This window comes from Halobacterium sp. R2-5 (genome assembly GCF_011734195.1).
In the GTDB taxonomy this organism is placed as follows: domain Archaea; phylum Halobacteriota; class Halobacteria; order Halobacteriales; family Halobacteriaceae; genus Halobacterium.
The window spans coordinates 1134121-1153376 of record NZ_JAANTH010000001.1 but is presented as its reverse complement, the minus strand read 5'-3'; the positions used below and the strand labels follow the sequence as shown (position 1 = coordinate 1153376).

The window sequence follows — 19256 nt, the reverse complement described above, 5'->3', positions numbered from 1 at the left end:
GAGGACAGAAGGTTTATGCGCGGCGTCGTGCCCCACTTTGGTATGTCGGACGCCGCCGTGGTCCTCCGCTGGCTAGTGCTGTACGGCGCGTTCCTGGTGGCCGCGCTGCCCATCGCGCGGCTGCTGTTCCCGTCCGCGCCCGACGACGGCGCCGGGTTCGCGATTCCCGTCGCCACGCTCGTCGTCACGATGGTCGCGTTCTACGTCGGGCAGTTCAGCTTCGGACCGTGGACTGCGCTCGCGAGCGTCGCGGTCCTGCTCGCGCTCGGCGCCGCGGGGCACGTGCTCGCGCGGCGGCGCGGGCTCGCGGACTACGACTGGAATCGGGTCGCGGGCGCGTTCGCGGTGTTCGCCGCGGGCTTCGGGTTCGTGCTCGCGCTGCGCTCGATGAACCCCGTGATGAGCGGCTGGGGCGGCGAGAAGTTCCTCCACACCGGACTGTTGAACGCGGTGCTGCGCGCGGAGACGCTTCCGCCCGAGGACATGTGGTACGCGGGGAAGCCGGTGCGCTACTACTACGGGCTCCCGGTGTTCAACGCGGTCGCGGCGTTCCTCACGGACACGAGCGTGGAGTACGTCCACAACGTCGCGCTCGCGGGCTACTTCGGGACGCTCGTCGTGGGCGCGTACTCGCTGTGCGGCTGGATCACGCGCGACCGCGGCTACTCGCGGCGCCTCGGCGGCGCGCTCGGCGTGTTCTTCGTGGCGTTCGCCGGGAACGCCGTCACTATCGTTCGGTTCGCGCTCGGGCAGCTGCCCCGCGACCTCGCCGTGAAGTGGGGCCGGACGGCGTTCAACGTGAACCGCGCGGACTACCCCCAGATTCTGTTCGAGCAGTCGTCGCTGTCCTCGTGGGGGTGGTGGGACACTCGCTACGTCGTCGAGGGGACGCTCCAGGAGTTCCCGCTGTACTCGTTCGTGAAGGCGGACATGCACGGCCACACGGTGACGACGGGGTTCCTCGTGCTGGCGGCGGCGCTGGCGTACGCGTACGTGCAGGCACCGGCGACCGCACGCAAGCGCCGCGCCGGCCTGCTGTTCGGCGGCCTCGGCGCGGTCGCGGGCTACTTCGGCGTGACGAACACGTGGTCGCTGCCGAGCGCGGTCGGGATGGCGTGGCTCGCGGCCGTCTACGCCGGCCCGCACCCCGCGACGCTACTCCCGGGACGTGTCGCGGACCGGCTCCGCGCCGTCGCGCCCGACCCGGAGCGCTCGCGCGTATCGCTAGTGCTCGCGGAAGCGTGGCGGACCGTGCTCGCAGCCGTGGTCGCGGCGGGCGTCGGCGCCGTCGGGTACGCGCTCGCGTCGCCGTTCCTGCTCGCGAGCGTGCCGCCGAACGAGGGCATCGGGCTGTTCCCGCCGCGCACGACCGCTGCGGGCGTACTGCTCATCTACGGTGCCTTGCTCGCGCTGTTCGCGACGTACCTGTTCACGCGGCTCACCGCCCTAGAGGACAGTGAGGGCGCCGACGCGCTGGAGGCGCTCGCCGCGGTCGCAGTCGTCGTCGCAGTCGGCGCGCTCGTCGGGGACCTCGGCGCCATCGTCGTCCTGCTGCCGGTCGTCGCGGGCGCGTGGCTCGCGATGCGCTTCCGGGAGTCCGCGGGCTTCGAAGCGATGCTGATCGTCGCTGGCGTGGGCCTCGTGCTCGCGATGGAGCTCGTCCACGCCAGGGTCCACCCGTTCGAGCTCGCGCGCTGGAACACCACGCTGAAGGTCGCCATCCAGGGGTGGGTGTTCTGCGGGCTCGCCGCCGGGCCTATCGCCGCCATCCTCCTCGGCGACGTTCGGGCTGCCGCTCCCTCACCCTCCGAGATTCGGTCGAGCGGCGCCGCAACTGGGACCGCCGTCGTCTCCGTCGTGCTCGCGCTCGTGCTGGTGTCGTCCGCGCTGTTCGCGCCGCTCGTCGTCGCCTCGGACGTCGTCGAACCGTACCAGGCGGGCGTGGAGCCCTCGCTGGACGGGTACGCCGAACACCGGAGCGCGCACCCGCAGCAGGTCGCGGCGATGGAGTGGTTCGAGGACGAGGTGAGCACCACGCAGTCCGTGCTCTGGATGGAGCGCGAGACGGGGACGCCGCCGTTCGTCGAGAAGCCCGGGCAGAGCCGCGGCTGGCAGAACCCCGTCTCCACGCTCACCGGCCTGCCGACGGTCGCGGGCTGGTTCCACGAGACCGGCTACCGGGGCGACGAGCCGTACTACCAGCGCGTCAGCGACGTAGGGGTCCTCTACGAGACGACGGACGCCCGCTCGCGGGCGGTGCTGCTCGACAAGTACGACGTCCAGTACGTCTGGGTCGGGCCGCTGGAGCGCGAAGAGTACGACGTCGCCGCGCTCGCCGACGACCCCGGAATCGAACGCGCGTACGCCAACGACGCCGTCACCGTCTACGAGGTCGACCACGACGACCTCGCCGGCGAATCCGACGAGTAGCCTACCTGACCGGGCCCCGATTTTCCCGCGTCGACGCGCCCAACGCCGGCAAGCGGGCGTTTCAAGTGTCTCAACGGGATACGTACGCGTAACGAATGAGCGAGGACTTCTACGACGCACTCGGCGTCTCCCGGGACGCCTCCGAGGACGAAATCAAGCGGGCGTACCGCGAGAAGGTCTCGGAGTACCACCCGGACGTCAACGACGACCCGGACGCCGAGGAGAAGTTCCGGAAGATACAGAAGGCCAAGGACGTCCTCACCGACGAGGAGAAGCGCCAGCGCTACGACCAGCTCGGCCACGAGCGCTACACGGAAGCCGAGAAACGCGGCGGCGGTGGTGGTGGCGGCGCAGGTGCCGGCGGGATGGGCGGCGGCCCGTTCGGCGGTGCCGGCGGCGGCGCGGGCGGTATGGGCGACATCTTCGACCAGTTCTTCGGTGGCGGCGGCCGCGGCGGACAGGGCCCCCAGCAGGGCCGCGACCTCCGCACCCGGCTCTCCATCTCCCTCGAAGAGGCCTACGAGGGCGTCCAGAAGCAGGTCACGGTCCGCCGGCCCGAGGAGTGCCCGGACTGCGACGGCGCGGGCTACCCCGACGACGCAGACGTACGCACGTGCCCGCAGTGCGACGGCCAGGGGCAGGTCACGCAGGTCCGCCAGACGCCGCTCGGCCGCGTCCAGCAGACCCAGGAGTGTTCTCGCTGCGGCGGCGACGGCGAACTCTACTCGGAGACGTGCTCGACGTGCAGCGGCCAGGGACAGGTCCGCGAGCGCGCCACGCTCACCGTCGACGTCCCCGCCGGCATCCGCACCGGACAGACGCTCCGCATGGACGGCGAGGGCGCGCCCGGCGACCGCGGCGCCCGCAACGGCGACCTCCTCGTCGAAGTCGAAGTCGAGGACCACCCGGACTTCGAGCGCGACGGCGACGACCTCCACCACCGCCACGCCGTCTCCTTCCCGCAGGCCGTCTTCGGTGCCGAAATCGAAGTCCCCACACTCGACGGCGGCGCCACCTTCGACCTCGACGCCGGCACCCAGAGCGGCGAGACCTTCCGCCTCCAGGGCAAGGGGATGCCCCACCTCCGCGGCCGCGGCCACGGCGACCTCTACGTCACCGTCCAGGTGGTCACGCCCGAATCGCTCAACGACGAACAGCGCGAAGCCCTCGAGCAGTTCGCGGAAGCCGGCGGCGAAGAAATCGACGTCGACCAGGGCTTCTTCGAGAAACTGAAGAACTCCTTCTAGGGGCGCTTTTGCGCTGCGGGCGCGCTCCGCGCGCCCTCGGCAAAACCGACACCAAAAGCACTCCTCGCTCCCTACGGTCGCTCGTCGGCCCGAGCGCTCACTGCGTTCGCGCTCGGTGAACCGCTCGCCTCGGGCTCTTAGCGAGACCTTCGGTCTCGCGGGCTCTCGTTCGCTTCGCTCACGAGAACTTCGAGCCGCTCGGCTCGCGGATGCTTGCTCTCGGTTTCTCGACTGCGGACACGCCTCTATCTGCGTAGGTTCAAGTAGGAAGCCGGGACCAACCCGGCGCATGACCTGACGAATGGGCGGCCGGGGGAGGCAGGAGCGCGGCAGTCCCGGTCGGTTCGTGGTGCCGCCTGTCAGCCCTACTCGTACTCGTAGAAGCCCTTCCCGGTCTTCTTGCCGAGGTCGCCGGCGTCGACCTTGCGCTTGAGGAGGTACGCGGGCTTGTAGCGGTCACCGAGCTCCTCGTGCAGCGTCCGGCTGGCGTCCAGACAGACGTCGAGGCCGATGTGGTCGGCGAGTTCGAGCGGCCCCATCGGGACGTTCGTGCCGAGTCGCATCCCCTTGTCGAGGTCCTCCTTCGTCGCGACGCCCTCGTCGAACGCGCGGATGCCCTCGTTGATCCACGGCATCAGCACGCGGTTCGTCACGAACCCGGGCTTGTCGTCGGACTCCCACGTCTCCTTGCCGAGGTCTTCGGCGAAGTCGTGCGCGAGCTCGACGGCCGCCTCGCTGGTCTTCTCGCCGACGACGACCTCGACGCCCTTCATCACGGGTACGGGGTTCATGAAGTGGAGGCCGACGACGCGGTCCTCGCGCTCGGTCGCGGACGCGATAGTCGTGATCGAGAGCGTCGACGTGTTCGTCGCGAGCGGGACACCCTCGGCGAGTTCGTCGTCGAGATCCGCGAAGATGTCCTGCTTGACGTCCATGTTCTCGACGGCGGCCTCCACGACGAGGTCCGCGTCCGCGAGGTCCGCGAGTTCGGTCGTCCCGGCGATGCGGTCGAGGATGGCCTCGCGCTCGTCCGTCCCGATTTCGTCCTTCTCGACGAAGCGGTCGAGGGAGTCCTCGATGCGGTCGAAGCCGTCCTCGACGAGCTCCGTCTCGATGTCCCGCATCACCACGTCGTAGCCCGCGGTCGCGGCGACCTGCGCGATGCCGGCGCCCATCGTGCCGGCGCCGACGACGCCCACGGTGTCGATGTCTCGGAGGTCCATAGTTCCGACTGCGGCGGGCGTTCACCTAAGAATGCCGGAACGTGGAAACACTCAAGCACCTCCGGGGGCTTCCCTCCAGCAACTGTGGGAGACGAGGACGCGGACGACGGGCTGCTGTCGCTGAAGTTCGTCGGCCCAGCGACGGCAGACGTCCTCGCGGCGGCCGGCATCGACGCAGACGACCTCGCAGCGAAGTCTGTCTCGCACGCCGAGCTCGTCGAGGCCGGCGTCAACCCCGGGGTCGCCGCGCGCATCCGGCGCGAGCACTCCCTCCAGTGGTCGTTCTCGGGCGGCGAAGACCTCGACAGGCGCGCCGAGCAGGTTCGCGGCCTCCACGACGAGGAGCGCGAGTGGGTGGCCGCGAGCTACGGCGACGACGAGGCGTCCGCGGACGGCAGCGGTGACGCGGCCGCCGAGGAGTCGGCGTGGCAGCGTCAGTCGGCGAGCTCGAGCGACGTCGAGGGCGGCGACGAGGCCGCCGAGGAGTCGGCGTGGCGCGAGCGGTCGTGGCCGAACGGCGAGGACAGCGAGCCGTCGCCGGAGCGCGACGAGGCGGCGTGGCGCGAGCAGTCGACGCCGACGCCCGTGACCGCCGTCGACGGCGTCGACGAGTCGGCCGCGAACCTGCTGGCTCGCGCGGGCGTCACGTCGGTCCGCAGTCTCGCGACCGCACACGTCGAGCACGTCGCGGACTCGCTGGGCGTCGACGAGGAGCGTATCGCGGCGTGGAAGCGCGCGGCCGCCGACCACGACCAGTAGTTACTCGGAGTGTAGTCAAAGTACGGAATTCGTGGGGTTCGCGCGCCCTCGCGGACAGTTAGACACTTATGCGTCCTCGTTGCACGTTCTGATGATGCGCCCCTTCGAGGACTCTCCGATTTCGCGCGATGGGAAAGTACTGATTCTCGCGTACGACCACGGCCTCGAACACGGGCCCGTGGACTTCGAGGAAGTGCCCGAGACGATGGACCCCGGGACGGTCTGGGACATCGCGGCCCACGACGCGGTGTCCGCGATGGCCGTCCAGAAGGGCGTCGCGGAGGCGTACTACCCGTCCTACGAGGACGACGTGAACCTGCTCGCGAAGCTCAACGGCACGTCGAACCTCTGGATGGGCGAACCGGACTCCGCGGTGAACTGGTCGGTCGACTACGCTGCGGAGGTCGGCGCGGACGCCGTCGGGTTCACGCTGTACGGCGGGTCGAATCACGAGGTCGAGATGGCCGAGGAGTTCCGGAAAGCCCAGGAGGCCGCCCGCGAACACGACCTCCCGGTCGTGATGTGGTCGTACCCGCGCGGGCAGGGCCTCAAAGACGACACGTCCCCGGACACCATCGCGTACGCGGCGCGGCAGGCGCTGGAACTCGGCGCCGACATCGCGAAGGTGAAGTACCCCGGGAGCTCGGACGCGATGTCGTTCGCCGTGGACATGGCGGGGGCGACGGACGTCGTGATGTCCGGCGGGTCGAAGACCAGCGACCGCGACTTCCTCGAGTCCGTGAAGGGCGCCATCGACGCGGGCGCCGTCGGGCTGGCGGTCGGTCGGAACGTCTGGCAGCGCGAGCAGCCGGAGCCGTTCCTCGACGCGCTCGAAGCCGTCATCTACGAGGAGGCGAGCGTCGACGAGGCGCTCGACAGAATCTGATGGTCGTCGACAGCGTCTTCGACGTCGTCGCGGACGCGGCGCCCGAGATTCGCGAGGGGCTGCCGGAGCGCCGCGCGAAGGCGGCCACGGAGAACGTCTCCGGGGACGAACAGCTGGAAGCGGACGTGTGGGCCGACGACGTGCTGTTCGAGCGCCTCGCGGACCTGGACGGCGTGAACTGGTACGCCAGCGAGGAGCGCGAGGACGTCGAGGTGGTGGGCGACGCCGACGACGGGTACGCGGTCGCGATCGACCCGCTGGACGGTTCCTCGAACGTGAAGTCGAACAACCCCTGCGGGACGGTGCTCGGCGTCTACGACGAGGCGGTGCCGGCGTCGGGCCGGAGCCTCGTGGCGGCGGGGTTCGTGCTGTACGGCCCGATTACGACGATGACCGTCGCCCGGGACGGCGACGTCACGGAGTACCTCGTGGAGGCCGACGGTCGTACGGACCTCGGTAACGTGGAAGTCCCGGACGACCCAGTCGTCTACGGGTTCGGCGGGCGCGTACCGGACTGGACCGAGGAGTTCGAATCGTACGTCCGTGACGTCGAAGACGACCTGAAGCTCCGGTACGGCGGCGCGATGATCGCGGACGTGAACCAGGTGCTGACGTACGGCGGCGTCTTCGGCTACCCGGGCCTGCAGTCCCGACCGGAGGGGAAGCTGCGCGCGCTCTTCGAGTCGATGCCGATCGCGTACGTCGTCGAGCAGGCGGGCGGCGCGTCCACGGACGGCTCGCAGTCGCTGCTGGACGTCGATCCGGACGACGTCCACGAGCGGACGCCGACGTTCGTCGGGACCCAGTCCGTCGTCGACGACCTGGAGGCCGCGCTACCGGACTGACTTTTACGGCCCGGCCCCTCTCGTCGCGTATGTGTGGCCGGTACGCGCTGTTCAGCGACCCCGCGGACCTCGCGGCGGAGTTCGGGCTGGAGGACGCGAGCTACGAGGCGACGTACAACGCCGCGCCGTCGGAGGACCTCCCGGTGATTCTGGACGCCGAACCGACGGCGCTCTCGACGGCGCGCTGGGGGCTGGTGCCGTCGTGGTCGGACGGCCCGCGGGAGGGCCCGGACCCGATAAACGCCCGCGCGGAGTCGCTGACGGAGAGCCGGCTGTTCGAGGAGGCGTACCGGCAGCGGCGGTGTCTGGTGCCCGCGGACGGCTTCTACGAGTGGACCGAAACCGGCGACGGCAAGCAGCCGTACTTCGTCTCGCGGGCGGACGGCCGACCGCTCCTGCTCGCGGGGTTGTGGGAGACGTGGACGCCCGAGCAGAAGCAGACCGGGCTGGGGGAGTTCGGGGAGGGCGGCCCGAGCCGGGACCCCGAACCCGTGCAGTCCTTTACTATCGTGACGACCGAGCCGAACGACTTCCTCGCGGAGTACCACCACCGGATGGCCGTCGTCCTCGGCCGCGAGGCGGGCGAGCGGTGGCTGGCCGAAGACGACCCCAGCGGCCTGCTCGAACCGGGCGACGTGGAACTGCGGGCGTGGCCGGTGTCGCGGGCGGTCAACGACCCGTCGAACGACCGGCCGGAGCTCGTGGAGTCGGTAGCGTAGCTCGCGGGTTTCGGTCGATCGCTCCGATACCCGCCGGCAGACGCCGGCGGGCGGAGCGTGTCAGAGGCACAGCCGGTGTTCGTACACCAGCAAGTGGCAGTCGCTACGCGAGGGGCTTCACATTACCGCTTGCAGTGCTACCCACCCGCCGGTAGACCGACATAACATTGGCGGTCATTTATATACGATGAGCCGCCAACGGGTACCCATTCGGTGAGACGATGATGGACACCGGCGACGCGGTGCCCCTACTCGCTCGGCGCGCGGAGCTGCTGCGCTCGCTCCGGGACGACGCGCGAACGAAACAGGAGCTGGCTGTCTCCCAGTCGGTGTCCCGGTCGACGGTCGACCGCGCGGTCCGAGACCTCGAAGCCGCGGGGTTCGTCGCACGCGACGGCGGCGTGTCGCTCACCCCGCAGGGACGGCTCGCGTTCGACGCCTACGAGCAGTTCACCGCGACGCTGGACGCGCTCGACGACGTCAGCGGCGTGCTCGACCCGCTGCCTGCGGACGAGCCCCTCGACGGCGCGCTGCTCCGGGGCGCGAACGTCGTCCGGCCGGACCCCGTCGCACCCCAGCGGCCGTACCTCGCGTACCAGTCGGTACTGGAAGACGCGACGGCAGTCCGCGGGTTCGTGCCCGCGGTCCTCGACGAGAACGTCCCGCGGTTCCGCGAGCGCATCGTCGACGACGAGGTCCCCGTCGACCTCACCGTCGCGCCGGCGGCGCTGGACGAACTCGTCTCGACGCACGCCGACGCTGTGGGAGCCTGCCTCGACACGGGCCGGCTGACGCTGCGCCGGGCGAACGAAACCCTCGACTACGCGCTCGTGCTCGTCGAGCAGCCCGACTCCACGGTCGTCTGCGCGCTCGTCTACGACGACCGCGGGCTCGCTGGCGTACTCCGGAACGACGGACGGCGCGCGGTTCGGTGGGCCGAAGACGTCTACGAGCGTCTCCGAGCGGACGCGGAGCCGCTCCAGCAGTGACAGCGGCCGGCGGGCGCCGGGAGCGCGACTGCCGGCTGGCAAACCACTAACACCCACGCGGCCGACGTCTCCCGCATGGAGTACACCACGCTCGGCGACACGGGGATGGAGGTATCGCGGATCTGTCTCGGCTGCATGAGCTTCGGGTCCCCGGAGTGGCGGCCGTGGGTGTTAGACGAGGAGGAGTCCCGGCCCATCATCGAGCGCGCTATCGAACTCGGGGTGAACTTCTTCGACACCGCGAACATGTACTCGAAGGGCGAGAGCGAGCGCGTGCTCGGGAACGTCCTCGCGGAGTACGACCGCGACGAGCACGTCGTCGCGACGAAGGGCTTCTTCCAGATGGACGACGGAAACCCGAACTCCGGCGGGCTCTCCCGGAAGGCCATCGAGCAGGAACTGGACAACTCCCTGGAGCGGCTGCGGATGGACACCGTGGACCTCTACCAGACCCACCGCTGGGACTACGACACGCCCGTCGACGAGACGCTCGCGGCGCTCACGGACGCGGTGCGGCGCGGGAAAGCCCGGTATATCGGGACCTCCTCGCAGTGGGCCCACCAGTTCGCGGACGCGCTCCGCACGAGCGAGCGCGAGGGCTACGAGCGCTTCGTCACGATGCAGAACCACTACAACCTCGTCTACCGGGAGGAGGAGCGCGAGATGCTGCCGCTCTGCCAGAAGGAAGGCGTGGGCGTCATTCCGTGGTCGCCGCTCGCGCGCGGCTACCTCACGCGCCCCCACGAGGACATCGACGCGACGGCCCGCGGCGAGGCCGAGGAGAGCATGTACGAGCACCCGTACCGCTCGGGCGGCGGCGCGGAAGTCAACGAGCGCGTGCAGGAGCTCGCCGCCGAGAAGGACGTCGAGATGGCCCAGATAGCGCTCTCGTGGCTGTTCCACAAGGACTGGGTGGACGCGCCAATCGTCGGCACGACGAGCGTCGAGCACCTCGAACAGGCCGTCGAGGCGCTCGACATCGACCTCTCGGACTCGGATATCGAGTACCTCGAGGAGCCCTACGAGCCGGTCCCCGTCTCCGGCCACGAGTGACGCGATGAGCTCGGGCACGTACACGCTGCTCGTCGAACTCGCCGAGGCGGCGACCGTGGCGTTCGGCGCGAAGGGCGAGTACGACCTCGACGCGGGCTGGTACGCGTATACGGGGTCGGCGTTCGGTAGCGGCGGCTTGGGGCGCGTCGACCGCCACCGCGAACTCGCGGCCGGCGAGCGCGACGCCCGCCACTGGCACGTCGACTACCTGCTCGGCCACCCGGAGACGCGGGTTGCGGCCGTCTACGTGACCGACGAGGCGGACGTCGAGTGCGAGACCGCTCGCGCGCTGAACGACGCTGCAGTGCCAGTCCCGGGACTGGGCGCGTCGGACTGCGACTGCGGGACGCACCTCGCGTACGGTGCAGGTCGAGAGGCTGTCGAGACGGTCGCCGCCGAACGCCACGACCGCCGGGTTTAGGCTTCGACGCGCGTCCACTCGGTGGGGCCGTCGGTGACGCCGCGAACGCGGACCTCGCTGACGCCGTCGTTCGCGCGGACGTCGACGACGCCGTCGAACAGCTGGCTGATGGTGTTGACGGTCTTGTCGTCGTGGCTCTCCGGGTCGACCGAGAACACGCCGAGCCAGCCCTGTGACTGTATCTGGCTCGTGAACACGTGGAGGAACCGGAACAGCCGCTGGAGGTCGACGTACATCAAAATCGGGGACAGCGAGTCGAAACCCACCCGGAGGCGGCCGACGCCCGCGTCCGCGGCGCCGCGCGCGACCTCCGAGAACTCGATGCCCATGCCGGTGAGGTCACCCGGCGAGGAGACGTAGTGGGTGTCGTCGGCGTCGGTGGCGCCGCCGCTCTGGGCGCTGACGCAGTCGAGCACGCGGAGGAAGCCGGGGTCCCCGCCGACCGCGTCGGCGTACTCGGCGGCGATCTCCTCCGCCGGGTCGCGGGACGTGACGATGACGGCGCCGTCGCCGTCGGCGTCGCCGCGCGCGAGCAGTGACAGGAGGAGGTCGCGCTTCCCGGACATCGCCGGCCCGCTCAGCAGGAGGTTCGTGCCGTCGTCGAACTCCGAGACGAGCTCGGCCGGGAGCACCCCGTCGACGTTGTACGTCATTGTTAGTGGGCGAAACCGACACTACCGCGGCCCGTTCCGCTTGCCCGTGCTTGGACGGATATACATAAGTATGTGCGGGATAGGCGCTTCCTCGCCGGTTTACGGGGAGCGATGGCCGGGCGCCCCGGGCAGGTTTCCCGCCCGCGACCGGAACATATCGAAATATCACATGTTCGCCGGTGTGTTCGGCCTCACGGCGGCCCCGCGTGGACGCCCGCGACCTCGTTGAACCGCGCGACGTCAGCGTCCGCGCCCACCACAACGAGCGCGTCCCCCTCGCGGACGCGGAAGTCGGCGTCCGGCCGAGAGATCACCTCGTCGTCCCGCTGGACCGCGACCACCGTGCAGCCGGTGCGCGCGCGGACGTCCGCCCCCGCGAGCGTCTGGCCGACGAGCGCGGGCGCTTCCGTCCGCACGACGTCGATCTGCTTGTCGAGGGCCATCACGTCCTCGGCGAGGATGGTCTGGGCGAGCATCCGCCCGGCGACGGTCGCCAGCGACAGCACGTAGTCCGCGCCCGCCGCGTACAGCTTCCGCGCGCTCTCGACGTCGTTCGCGCGGCAGAGAATCTCCACGCGCTCGCTGGCCTCGCGGGCGACCAGCGTCGCGAACACCGTCGACGTGTCGTCGCCGAGCGCGAGCACGAGCGCGCTCGCGTCCCCGATGTCGGCGTCGCGCAGCGTGCTCCCTTCCATCGCGTCCCCGACGACGTCCACGCCCGGGCGGTCCTCGACGTCCACGACGGTCGTCTCGATACCCGCTTCGTCGAGGGCTGCGCGCACCGTCGAGCCGACCTCGCCGTACCCCGCGACGACGACGTGTCCGCGGTCCGCGGCGTCGTGCGCGGCGAGCGTGCGCTCCTCGAACGCTTCGAGGTCTCGCTCGCGGCCCGCGACCAGCAGGACGGTGTTCCGCGTGAGCTCCCGGTCCGGGGACGGCGAGCCGACGTACTCGCCGGCGAACCACGCGCCCACCGCGTTCACGCCGCCCGGTTCGAGGAGGGCCGTCTCGCCGAGCGTGGCACCGTCGAGGTCGCTGCCGTACTGGATCGGCATCTCCACGATCTCGAAGTCGTCGCCGATTTCGACGGCTTCGCCGAGTCGCGACGTGACCGCGTTCGTGACGTTGCGCGCGAGGCTCCGGCCGAGTAGCGAGCGCGGGCCGAGCACGCGGTCGGCGCCCGCGTACTCCAGATACTCCGCCAGCGACGGGTCCTCCACGAAGCAGACGGTCTGGACGTCGGGCGCGATGTCCGTCACCGTGAGCGCGATGGTGGCGTTACGTTCGTCGCTCTCGTCGAGGACGACCGTTCGGGCGTCCCCGACGTCCACGCGCTCCAGCCCGGACGCGGTCTCGGGGTCGCCGTGGACGGCGCGCCAGCCGTTCTCGTGCAACGACAGCGCAGTCTCGCGGTCGTCCGTGAGGACGACGTACTCGACGCCCTGCGCGTCTAGTTCCGCCGCGAGCGTCTTGTCGCGGGCGCCGAACCCGCAGATGACGACGTGGTCGTCGAGGTCGACGCTGCGCGGCGGCTCCACTTCGAGGCGGTCCTCTATCCACGGCACGACGAACAGCGGCAGCGTCAGGAAGATGAGGAAGACGCCGCTGAGCTGCATCACGACCACGGTCAGCAGCATCACGTTCGACTCCCACGGCGCGTACTCGCCGTAGCCAGTCGTGGTGAACGTCTGACCGACGAACTGGAGGGACTCGACGTACGTCACCTCGCGCCCCTCGAAGAACGCCATCCCGTGCTTGAACGCGACGGTGTACGTCGCGGCGACGGCGGCGAGGAGGCCGGCGTACGCGAGCACGCGGCGCTCCTGTCTCGACATGACGAACAGGTAGCCGTCCCCGAGGCTTAAAACCCGAACGTTCAGATGGCTGGACGACGAGGGGCCGCCATGAGCGTCTCCGCCCTGCTCGTACACGCCGCGCTGGGGATGTGGCTCGGCAGCATCGTGTTCTTCTCGTTCGTCGCCGCGCCCGCCCTGTTCGACGAGCTCGGCGAGGACCGCGCCGGCGACGCCGTGAACGTCGTCTTCCCGCGGTACTACTCGTTCGGCGTCTGGATGGGCGCCGTCGCGCTGGTCGTGTGGGCGGCCGGCCCCGTCGTCGCGGACGTCCCGGAGCCGCCGCTGGTCGCGGACCTCGGCGTCGTCGCGGCGTTCCTCGCGAACCTCTACGCGCGCTACAAGCTGATTCCGGAGATGGAGGAAGCGGGCTCGGACGCGTTCGCGCGCTACCACAAGCAGTCCGTCGGTCTGAATCTCGTCGCGCTCGCCGGGCTCGTCGCGGCGTTCGCCGTTCTCCACCTGTGACCCATCGGCGGCCGCCGCGATTCACTTTGGATTCGAAAATACGCACCTCCTCAGAGTTCGTATTCGAAGCGGCAAGTCGCTTGAACGGTTAGGCCGTAGTAACTACCAATGACAGAGCGCCAGACACACATCGACGTCTCGGGGATGACGTGTGCGAACTGCGCGTCGACCGTGACGGAGTCGGTCACGGCCCTCGACGGCGTCCACGACGCCGACGTGAACTTCGCGACGGACGGCGGCACCGTCCACTACGACCCGGCGGAGACGTCCCTCGGCGCCATCTACGCGGCCATCGAGGACGCCGGCTACGACCCGGTCGCCGAGGAAGTGACCGTGTCGGTGACGGACATGACGTGCGCGAACTGCGCGGCGACCATCGAAGACGCCGTCGGCGACCTGCCGGGCGTCGTCGCCGTGGACGCGAACTACGCGACCGACGAGACGACGGTCCGGTACAACCCCGCAGAGGCCGACCTCGACGCCGTCTACGAGGCCATCGAGGACGCCGGCTACACGCCCGTCCGCGAGGACGAGGGCGGAGACGACGGCGACGAGCGCAGCGCCGCCGACCGAGCGCGCGACGAGGAGACGCGCCGCCAGCGCAACCTCACGCTGTTCGGCGCGCTGCTGTCAGCGCCGCTGTTGTTCTTCGTCGTCGAGACCCACCTGCTCGGCGGCGGCGTCCTCCCGGAGACCGTCTTCGGGGCGCGCTTCGGCTGGGTGGAGTTCCTGCTCGCGACGCCCGTCTACGTCGTGCTCGGCCGGGAGTTCCTCGAGAACTCCTACAAGGCGCTCGTGAAGAACCGGACGGCGAACATGGACGTGCTCATCGCGCTCGGCTCCACGACGGCGTACGTCTACTCCCTCGTCTCGCTGGCGGGCGTGCTGCCCGAGGCCGGCCTCTACTTCGACACGGCGGCGCTCATCCTCGTGTTCATCACCCTCGGGAACTACCTCGAAGCGCGCTCGAAGAGCCAGGCGAGCGACGCGCTCCGGAAGCTCCTCGAGATGGAGGCCGACACCGCGACGCTCGTCGACGAGGACGGCAGCGAAGAAGAAGTGCCGCTCTCCGAGGTCGAAGTCGGCGACCGGATGAAGGTCCGGCCCGGGGAGAAGATTCCGACCGACGGCGTCGTCGTCGACGGCGAGTCCGCGGTCGACGAGTCGATGGTGACGGGGGAGTCCGTCCCCGTCTCGAAGGAACCCGGCGACGAGGTGGTGGGGTCGACGGTCAACGAGAACGGCGTGCTCGTCGTGGAGGCGACGAAGGTCGGCGAGGACACGGCCATCCAGCAGATCGTCGAGACGGTCAAGGAGGCCCAATCCCGCCAGCCCGAGATTCAGAACGTCGCGGACCGCATCTCCTCGTACTTCGTGCCCGCGGTCATCGCCAACGCGGTCCTCTGGGCGGTCGTCTGGTACGCGTTCCCCGAGACGCTGGCGGGCGTCGTGCAGGCGCTCCCGCTGTGGGGCGTGGTCGTCGGCGGTCCCGCGGCGGTCGGCGTCCTGGAGTTCAGCGTCGTCGTGTTCGCGTCCGCGGTGCTCATCGCGTGCCCCTGCGCGCTCGGCCTCGCGACGCCCGCGGCGACGATGGTCGGCACGAGCATCGGCGCGCAGAACGGCGTCCTGTTCAAGGGCGGCGACGTGCTCGAGCGCGTCCGCGACGTCGACACGGTCGTCTTCGACAAGACAGGCACGCTCACTACCGGCGAGATGGAGCTCACTGACGTGGTCGTCGTCGACGACGGCGAGCCGGCTGCGGCGGCCGACGGCGGCGCGCTCGCCGCGCCCGAGGTCGACGAGTCGTTCGTCCTGCGGATGGCGGCGTCCGCCGAGTCCGGCAGCGAGCACCCGCTCGGCGCCGCCATCGTCGACGGCGCTCGCGAGCGCGGCGTCGACGTCGGCGAGCCCGAGGACTTCGAGAACGTCCCCGGGCAGGGCGTGAAAGCGACTGTCGACGGCCGCGAGGTGCTCGTCGGCAACCGGAAGCTCCTCGAAGACGCGGGCGTCGACGTCTCGCCCGCCGCCGACGACATGGAGCGCCTCGAACGCGAGGGGAAGACCGCGATGCTGGTCGCCGTCGACGGGCGCCTCGCGGGCGTCGTCGCGGACGCCGACACCGTCAAGGAGACGTCCGAGCGCGCCGTCGCGGAGCTCCGCGAGCGCGGCGTCGACGTCCACATGATTACGGGCGACAACGAGCGCACCGCGCGCGCGGTCGCCGAGCGCGTCGGCGTCGACCCCGACAACGTCCGGGCGAGCGTGCTCCCCGACGAGAAAGCCGACGCCGTCGAGGACATCCAGGCGGACGGCACGCAGGCGATGATGGTCGGTGACGGCGTCAACGACGCGCCCGCGCTCGCCTCCGCGTACGTCGGCGTCGCCATCGGCTCCGGCACCGACGTCGCCATCGAGGCCGCGGACGTCACGCTGATGCGCGACGACCCCTACGACGTCGTGAAGGCCATCCGCGTCAGCGAGGGGACGCTCTCGAAGATCAAGCAGAACCTCTTCTGGGCGCTCGGCTACAACACCGCGATGATTCCGCTGGCCTCCCTCGGGCTGCTCCAGCCGGTGCTGGCGGCCGCCGCGATGGCCGTCTCCAGCGTGAGCGTGCTCACGAACAGCCTGCTGTTCAGGCGGTACACGCCGGACGAAGATTATCGCCTGTTCGGTCGATAATCGCGCCGCCGTTCGGCCGGGAGACCGGCTATCGATTTCTTTGGGCGGTGCGTCGAGAGAGCGGCGGCGTTAACTTAGCGTCGAAATAGTTATAATTTTAGACGTTCCGGGGTACGCCATGGAACAGCGAGACGAGACAACGGGCTTCCAGCGGGACATCCTCTGCGTGCTCTGCGGGCTCGACGAGCCGAAGGGCATGGAGATCCAGTCGGAACTCGAGACGTACTACGGTTCGGACGTACTGCACGCGCGCGTCTACCAGAACCTCGACTCGCTGGCCGAGCGCGGCCTCGTCGAGAAGGGCGAGCGCGACGAGCGCACGAACTACTACCGCATCACTGACGCGGGCCGCGAGGCCGTCCGGGACGTCATCGAGTGGAAGCGCCAGTACACCGCCGGCGTGGAAGCCGACACCGTCTGAGGCCGCCGGTCGGACCACTCCGCTGCCCCGCCCTCCGACCACCGAAACCCCCGTCGAACGCGGGGGCCGGTTACCCGACGGTAACTGGCTCACACGTCCGTTACCGAGCGCTAAAGGGGGTGGCGTACTTGGTGTGTAGTAGATGACGACCGACGAACTCGTTCAGGACCTCCCCCCGAGCGCCAAACTCGTCCTGAAAGTGCTGGAGTACAACGGCGGGCTCACACAGAAACAGATCGTGGAGAACTCGCGGCTGTCCCAGCGCACCGTCCGGGACGCCCTCGACCGCTTGCAGGAGGCCGACATCGTGGAGAAGGACATCTACATCCCGGACGCCCGACAGAACCTCTACCGGCTGTCCATCGACGAGGACGACGAGGAGGCCGAGCGCGAGCAGGAAGCCGAAGTCGTCCTCGACTAACTCGTCCGGTCGTCGCTTTCCGACTGTCGCTACCGAGTAGCGCTGCGGCCGCTTAGACGATAGACGACGCCTCTTCCTCGACCGGGTCGAGGTGCTGTTCCCCCCACTCCGCGAGCGCGGTCACGACCGGTTCGAGGGACTGCCCGAGGTCAGTGAGCGCGTACTCGACGCGCACGGGCTTCTCACTGACGATGGTCCGGGAGACGAGCTGTTTCTCTTCCAAGTCGTCGAGGCTCTCGGACAGCACCTTGCTGGAGATGCCGTCGACCTCCTCCTGGAGCGCGTTGAACCCCAGCGGGCCGTCTTCGAGCAGCCGGTGGATGATGACGGGGTGCCACTTCTTCCCGACGAGGGACGCCGTCGCGGTAATCGAACACCAGCCGTCACCGGGACACCACGCGGGCAACTGCTCGCTTTCGCTCATGGGCTCCGGTTGGGACGACGGCCAGTTAAGGCTACCTAACGATATCCCGTTACGATTCCGTAAGCGACCCGGTATGCCCGCGTCCGCTCCCCCGACAGCGTCGCCCGAGGCGTCTCGCGCCGCTTAAGTCCCGGTGCCGCGTACGGCGTGGCGTGCAGAACGTCACGGACCGTACGAGCAACCCGTTCGGCATGCAGCCGCCGTGCGACTCGTTCGTCCCCGGGTACGGCGACGCGAACGCGGACTTCCACGTCGTCGGCGACCACCCGGGCGTCCACGGCGGCGCCGACGAGGGCGTGCCGTTCACGGGGACGCCCGCGGCGGAGCGCTTCCGGCGCGCGCTGACGGCCGCGGGGCTGCTCGACGGCGACGGCGAGCCGGTCGAGCTGTTCCTGTCGTACCTCCACGCCTGCGTCCCGGACGGCGAACCGAGCGAGCGCGAGTACACGGAGATGGAGCCGTTCTTCGACGCGGAGCTGCGCGCCATCACCGCGCACGTCCTGCTGCCGGTCGGCGAGCGCGCGACCCGCCACGTCCTCGAGAACTACACCGCCATCGTCGCCGACGGCGTCGACCTCGCGGACGTTCACGGCGAGGAACTCCACGGCAGCGGCTGGCTGGTCGTGCCCGCGCTCGACCCCGCGGCGTGGACCGACGAAGACGAGGCCGCGTACGTCGACGCGCTGTGCGACCTCCGGGAGACGAACTACGAGCGCGAGGCCGACCTCGGGCGGTTCCTCGTCGGCCCCGAGTCCTACCGCGTCAGGTAGCTCTTTGTCGGGCACTCGCGTAGCCGGGAGCGTGCACCACATCCAGCTGTCGAACACCGCCTTCGAGGGGCGCAACAGCGTCTACGTCCTCGGAGACGGCGACGCGGACGCGCCGACGACGCTCGTGGACACCGGCGTCGCGACACCGGGCGTGGACGCCGAGCTCCGGGACGCGCTCGACGGCGTCGGCGTCGCGCTCGCGGCCCTCGACCGCGTACTGCTCACGCACTGGCACCACGACCACGCGGGACTCGCCGGCGCCGTGCAGGCCGAGAGCGGCGCGGACGTCTTCGTCCACGAAGCCGACGCGGACCTCGTCGCGCAGCGCGGGAGCGCACGCGAGGACCTCTACGACGCACAGGAGGCCGCGCTCTACGACTGGGGGCTGCCCGACGACGAGCGCGAGGGACTGCTCGCGTTCAACGACGAGCACCGCGGCCTCCGCGGCGACCCGGCGGACGTGACGGAACTCACCGACGGCGACACGGTCGCGCTCGGGAGGTACGAGGCCGAAGTCGTCCACCTCCCCGGGCACGCCGCCGGGCTCGTGGCGTACGTCGTCGAGCGCGGCGGCCGCCGCGAGGCGTTCGTCGGAGACGCAGTGCTGCCGAAGTACACGCCGAACGTCGGCGGCGCTGACGTCCGCGTCGAGCGCCCGCTCGCCCAGTATCTCGACAGCCTCGAACGCGTGCAGTCGCTGGATCTGGACCGCGCGTGGCCCGGCCACCGCGGCCCGATTTTCGCGCCGAGCGAGCGCGCCCGCGACATCGCCGCCCACCACGAGGAGCGCACCGCCCGCGTCGAGGAGGCCGTCGCGGACCTCGCGCCGGCGACCGCGTGGGAGGTCAGCGCGGCACTGTTCGGCTCGCTGTCCGGCATCCACGTCCTCCACGGTCCCGGCGAGGCGTTCGCGCACCTCGACCACCTCGTCCGCGAGGGCGTCCTCGCCGAGACCGAAGACGGCTACGTGCCCGGCTGAGGGCGTGCCGCAA

At 70.1% G+C, this 19256-nt stretch carries 19 protein-coding genes; 15 read left to right on the top strand and 4 right to left on the bottom strand.

Translation table 11 applies throughout. From position 1 onward, the window contains the following. The first annotated feature begins 42 nt into the window (after nucleotides 1-42). Both G9C83_RS06255 and dnaJ read left to right on the top strand, forming a co-directional pair. Nucleotides 43-2430: a DUF2298 domain-containing protein gene (locus G9C83_RS06255; RefSeq protein WP_167245236.1), complete on the top strand. Its 2388-nt coding sequence runs from the start codon at nucleotides 43-45 to the stop codon at nucleotides 2428-2430. 95 nt (nucleotides 2431-2525) lie between these two features. Next, the gene (gene dnaJ / locus G9C83_RS06250; RefSeq protein WP_167245235.1) at nucleotides 2526-3677 is read left to right on the top strand and encodes a molecular chaperone DnaJ; all 1152 of its coding nucleotides are present in this window, start codon (nucleotides 2526-2528) and stop codon (nucleotides 3675-3677) included. A 365-nt stretch (nucleotides 3678-4042) separates the two neighbouring features. Here dnaJ and G9C83_RS06245 read toward each other — a convergent pair whose 3' ends face one another. Next, nucleotides 4043-4900, bottom strand: a complete 858-nt coding sequence (locus G9C83_RS06245) for a 3-hydroxybutyryl-CoA dehydrogenase (RefSeq protein WP_167245234.1) — start codon at nucleotides 4898-4900, stop codon at nucleotides 4043-4045. A gap of 84 nt (nucleotides 4901-4984) precedes the next feature. Here G9C83_RS06245 and G9C83_RS06240 point away from each other — a divergent pair, with 84 nt between their 5' ends. The 7 genes from G9C83_RS06240 (at nucleotide 4985) to G9C83_RS06210 (ending at nucleotide 10572) form a co-directional block, all read left to right on the top strand. Continuing rightward, on the top strand, nucleotides 4985-5659 hold the full coding sequence (locus G9C83_RS06240) for a helix-hairpin-helix domain-containing protein (protein WP_347877780.1): 675 nt from the start codon (nucleotides 4985-4987) through the stop codon (nucleotides 5657-5659). A 94-nt stretch (nucleotides 5660-5753) separates the two neighbouring features. Then, nucleotides 5754-6545, top strand: a complete 792-nt coding sequence (locus tag G9C83_RS06235) for a class I fructose-bisphosphate aldolase (RefSeq protein ID WP_167245233.1) — start codon at nucleotides 5754-5756, stop codon at nucleotides 6543-6545. After that, a complete protein-coding gene (locus G9C83_RS06230) occupies nucleotides 6545-7390 on the top strand; it encodes a class 1 fructose-bisphosphatase (protein ID WP_167245232.1) in 846 nt (281 codons plus the stop codon). The genes G9C83_RS06235 and G9C83_RS06230 overlap by 1 nt, the downstream gene beginning before the upstream one ends. A gap of 29 nt (nucleotides 7391-7419) precedes the next feature. Further along, entirely contained in the window at nucleotides 7420-8109 is a 690-nt protein-coding gene (locus G9C83_RS06225) for an SOS response-associated peptidase (protein ID WP_167245231.1), read from the top strand. A 221-nt stretch (nucleotides 8110-8330) separates the two neighbouring features. Further along, nucleotides 8331-9098: an ArsR family transcriptional regulator gene (locus G9C83_RS06220; RefSeq protein ID WP_167245230.1), complete on the top strand. Its 768-nt coding sequence runs from the start codon at nucleotides 8331-8333 to the stop codon at nucleotides 9096-9098. Nucleotides 9099-9173: 75 nt separating this feature from the next. Continuing rightward, on the top strand, nucleotides 9174-10151 hold the full coding sequence (locus G9C83_RS06215) for an aldo/keto reductase (protein ID WP_167245229.1): 978 nt from the start codon (nucleotides 9174-9176) through the stop codon (nucleotides 10149-10151). A gap of 4 nt (nucleotides 10152-10155) precedes the next feature. Further along, nucleotides 10156-10572 (top strand): GIY-YIG nuclease family protein, encoded by a 417-nt coding sequence (locus tag G9C83_RS06210; protein WP_167245228.1) that lies wholly within the window; start codon nucleotides 10156-10158, stop codon nucleotides 10570-10572. Here G9C83_RS06210 and G9C83_RS06205 read toward each other — a convergent pair. Together G9C83_RS06205 and G9C83_RS06200 are read right to left on the bottom strand one after the other, a co-directional pair. After that, nucleotides 10569-11225, bottom strand: a complete 657-nt coding sequence (locus G9C83_RS06205) for a hypothetical protein (protein ID WP_167245227.1) — start codon at nucleotides 11223-11225, stop codon at nucleotides 10569-10571. The two genes, G9C83_RS06210 and G9C83_RS06205, sit on opposite strands and share 4 nt — an antisense overlap. A gap of 191 nt (nucleotides 11226-11416) precedes the next feature. Then, entirely contained in the window at nucleotides 11417-13060 is a 1644-nt protein-coding gene (locus tag G9C83_RS06200; RefSeq protein WP_167245226.1) for an NAD-binding protein, read from the bottom strand. Nucleotides 13061-13129: 69 nt separating this feature from the next. Here G9C83_RS06200 and G9C83_RS06195 point away from each other — a divergent pair, with 69 nt between their 5' ends. The 4 genes from G9C83_RS06195 (at nucleotide 13130) to G9C83_RS06180 (ending at nucleotide 17070) form a co-directional block, all read left to right on the top strand. Beyond that, nucleotides 13130-13546 carry a DUF4149 domain-containing protein gene (locus tag G9C83_RS06195; protein WP_167245225.1) on the top strand — a complete coding sequence of 139 codons (417 nt, stop codon included), beginning with the start codon at nucleotides 13130-13132 and terminating at the stop codon, nucleotides 13544-13546. A 108-nt stretch (nucleotides 13547-13654) separates the two neighbouring features. After that, nucleotides 13655-16228 carry a copper-translocating P-type ATPase gene (locus tag G9C83_RS06190; RefSeq protein WP_167245224.1) on the top strand — a complete coding sequence of 858 codons (2574 nt, stop codon included), beginning with the start codon at nucleotides 13655-13657 and terminating at the stop codon, nucleotides 16226-16228. Between the two features lie 118 nt (nucleotides 16229-16346). Further along, nucleotides 16347-16649, top strand: a complete 303-nt coding sequence (locus G9C83_RS06185) for a PadR family transcriptional regulator (RefSeq protein ID WP_167245223.1) — start codon at nucleotides 16347-16349, stop codon at nucleotides 16647-16649. A gap of 142 nt (nucleotides 16650-16791) precedes the next feature. Continuing rightward, entirely contained in the window at nucleotides 16792-17070 is a 279-nt protein-coding gene (locus G9C83_RS06180; RefSeq protein WP_167245222.1) for a helix-turn-helix domain-containing protein, read from the top strand. 52 nt (nucleotides 17071-17122) lie between these two features. On the opposite strand, the gene G9C83_RS06175 is transcribed toward G9C83_RS06180, so the two are convergent. Further along, on the bottom strand, nucleotides 17123-17494 hold the full coding sequence (locus G9C83_RS06175) for a helix-turn-helix domain-containing protein (protein ID WP_167245221.1): 372 nt from the start codon (nucleotides 17492-17494) through the stop codon (nucleotides 17123-17125). A 152-nt stretch (nucleotides 17495-17646) separates the two neighbouring features. Here G9C83_RS06175 and G9C83_RS06170 point away from each other — a divergent pair, with 152 nt between their 5' ends. Both G9C83_RS06170 and G9C83_RS06165 read left to right on the top strand, forming a co-directional pair. Then, nucleotides 17647-18264, top strand: coding sequence for a uracil-DNA glycosylase family protein (locus G9C83_RS06170; protein ID WP_167245220.1), 618 nt, complete (start codon nucleotides 17647-17649; stop codon nucleotides 18262-18264). A 31-nt stretch (nucleotides 18265-18295) separates the two neighbouring features. Further along, complete coding sequence (locus G9C83_RS06165; RefSeq protein WP_167245219.1) at nucleotides 18296-19243, top strand: MBL fold metallo-hydrolase; 948 nt, start codon at nucleotides 18296-18298, stop codon at nucleotides 19241-19243. Nucleotides 19244-19256: the final 13 nt, after the last annotated feature.

What these genes read in the sequence shown, in the direction of transcription:
- G9C83_RS06210 (WP_167245228.1), top strand. Translation starts at nt 10,156, where the DNA reads ATGAGCTCGGGCACGTACACGCTGCTCGTCGAACTCGCCGAGGCGGCG.
- G9C83_RS06195 (WP_167245225.1), top strand. Translation starts at nt 13,130, where the DNA reads ATGAGCGTCTCCGCCCTGCTCGTACACGCCGCGCTGGGGATGTGGCTC.
- G9C83_RS06205 (WP_167245227.1), bottom strand. Translation starts at nt 11,225, where the DNA reads ATGACGTACAACGTCGACGGGGTGCTCCCGGCCGAGCTCGTCTCGGAG.
- G9C83_RS06220 (WP_167245230.1), top strand. Translation starts at nt 8,331, where the DNA reads ATGATGGACACCGGCGACGCGGTGCCCCTACTCGCTCGGCGCGCGGAG.
- G9C83_RS06230 (WP_167245232.1), top strand. Translation starts at nt 6,545, where the DNA reads ATGGTCGTCGACAGCGTCTTCGACGTCGTCGCGGACGCGGCGCCCGAG.
- G9C83_RS06255 (WP_167245236.1), top strand. Translation starts at nt 43, where the DNA reads ATGTCGGACGCCGCCGTGGTCCTCCGCTGGCTAGTGCTGTACGGCGCG.
- G9C83_RS06215 (WP_167245229.1), top strand. Translation starts at nt 9,174, where the DNA reads ATGGAGTACACCACGCTCGGCGACACGGGGATGGAGGTATCGCGGATC.
- G9C83_RS06180 (WP_167245222.1), top strand. Translation starts at nt 16,792, where the DNA reads ATGACGACCGACGAACTCGTTCAGGACCTCCCCCCGAGCGCCAAACTC.
- dnaJ (WP_167245235.1), top strand. Translation starts at nt 2,526, where the DNA reads ATGAGCGAGGACTTCTACGACGCACTCGGCGTCTCCCGGGACGCCTCC.
- G9C83_RS06185 (WP_167245223.1), top strand. Translation starts at nt 16,347, where the DNA reads ATGGAACAGCGAGACGAGACAACGGGCTTCCAGCGGGACATCCTCTGC.
- G9C83_RS06200 (WP_167245226.1), bottom strand. Translation starts at nt 13,060, where the DNA reads ATGTCGAGACAGGAGCGCCGCGTGCTCGCGTACGCCGGCCTCCTCGCC.
- G9C83_RS06245 (WP_167245234.1), bottom strand. Translation starts at nt 4,900, where the DNA reads ATGGACCTCCGAGACATCGACACCGTGGGCGTCGTCGGCGCCGGCACG.
- G9C83_RS06175 (WP_167245221.1), bottom strand. Translation starts at nt 17,494, where the DNA reads ATGAGCGAAAGCGAGCAGTTGCCCGCGTGGTGTCCCGGTGACGGCTGG.
- G9C83_RS06190 (WP_167245224.1), top strand. Translation starts at nt 13,655, where the DNA reads ATGACAGAGCGCCAGACACACATCGACGTCTCGGGGATGACGTGTGCG.
- G9C83_RS06235 (WP_167245233.1), top strand. Translation starts at nt 5,754, where the DNA reads ATGCGCCCCTTCGAGGACTCTCCGATTTCGCGCGATGGGAAAGTACTG.
- G9C83_RS06225 (WP_167245231.1), top strand. Translation starts at nt 7,420, where the DNA reads ATGTGTGGCCGGTACGCGCTGTTCAGCGACCCCGCGGACCTCGCGGCG.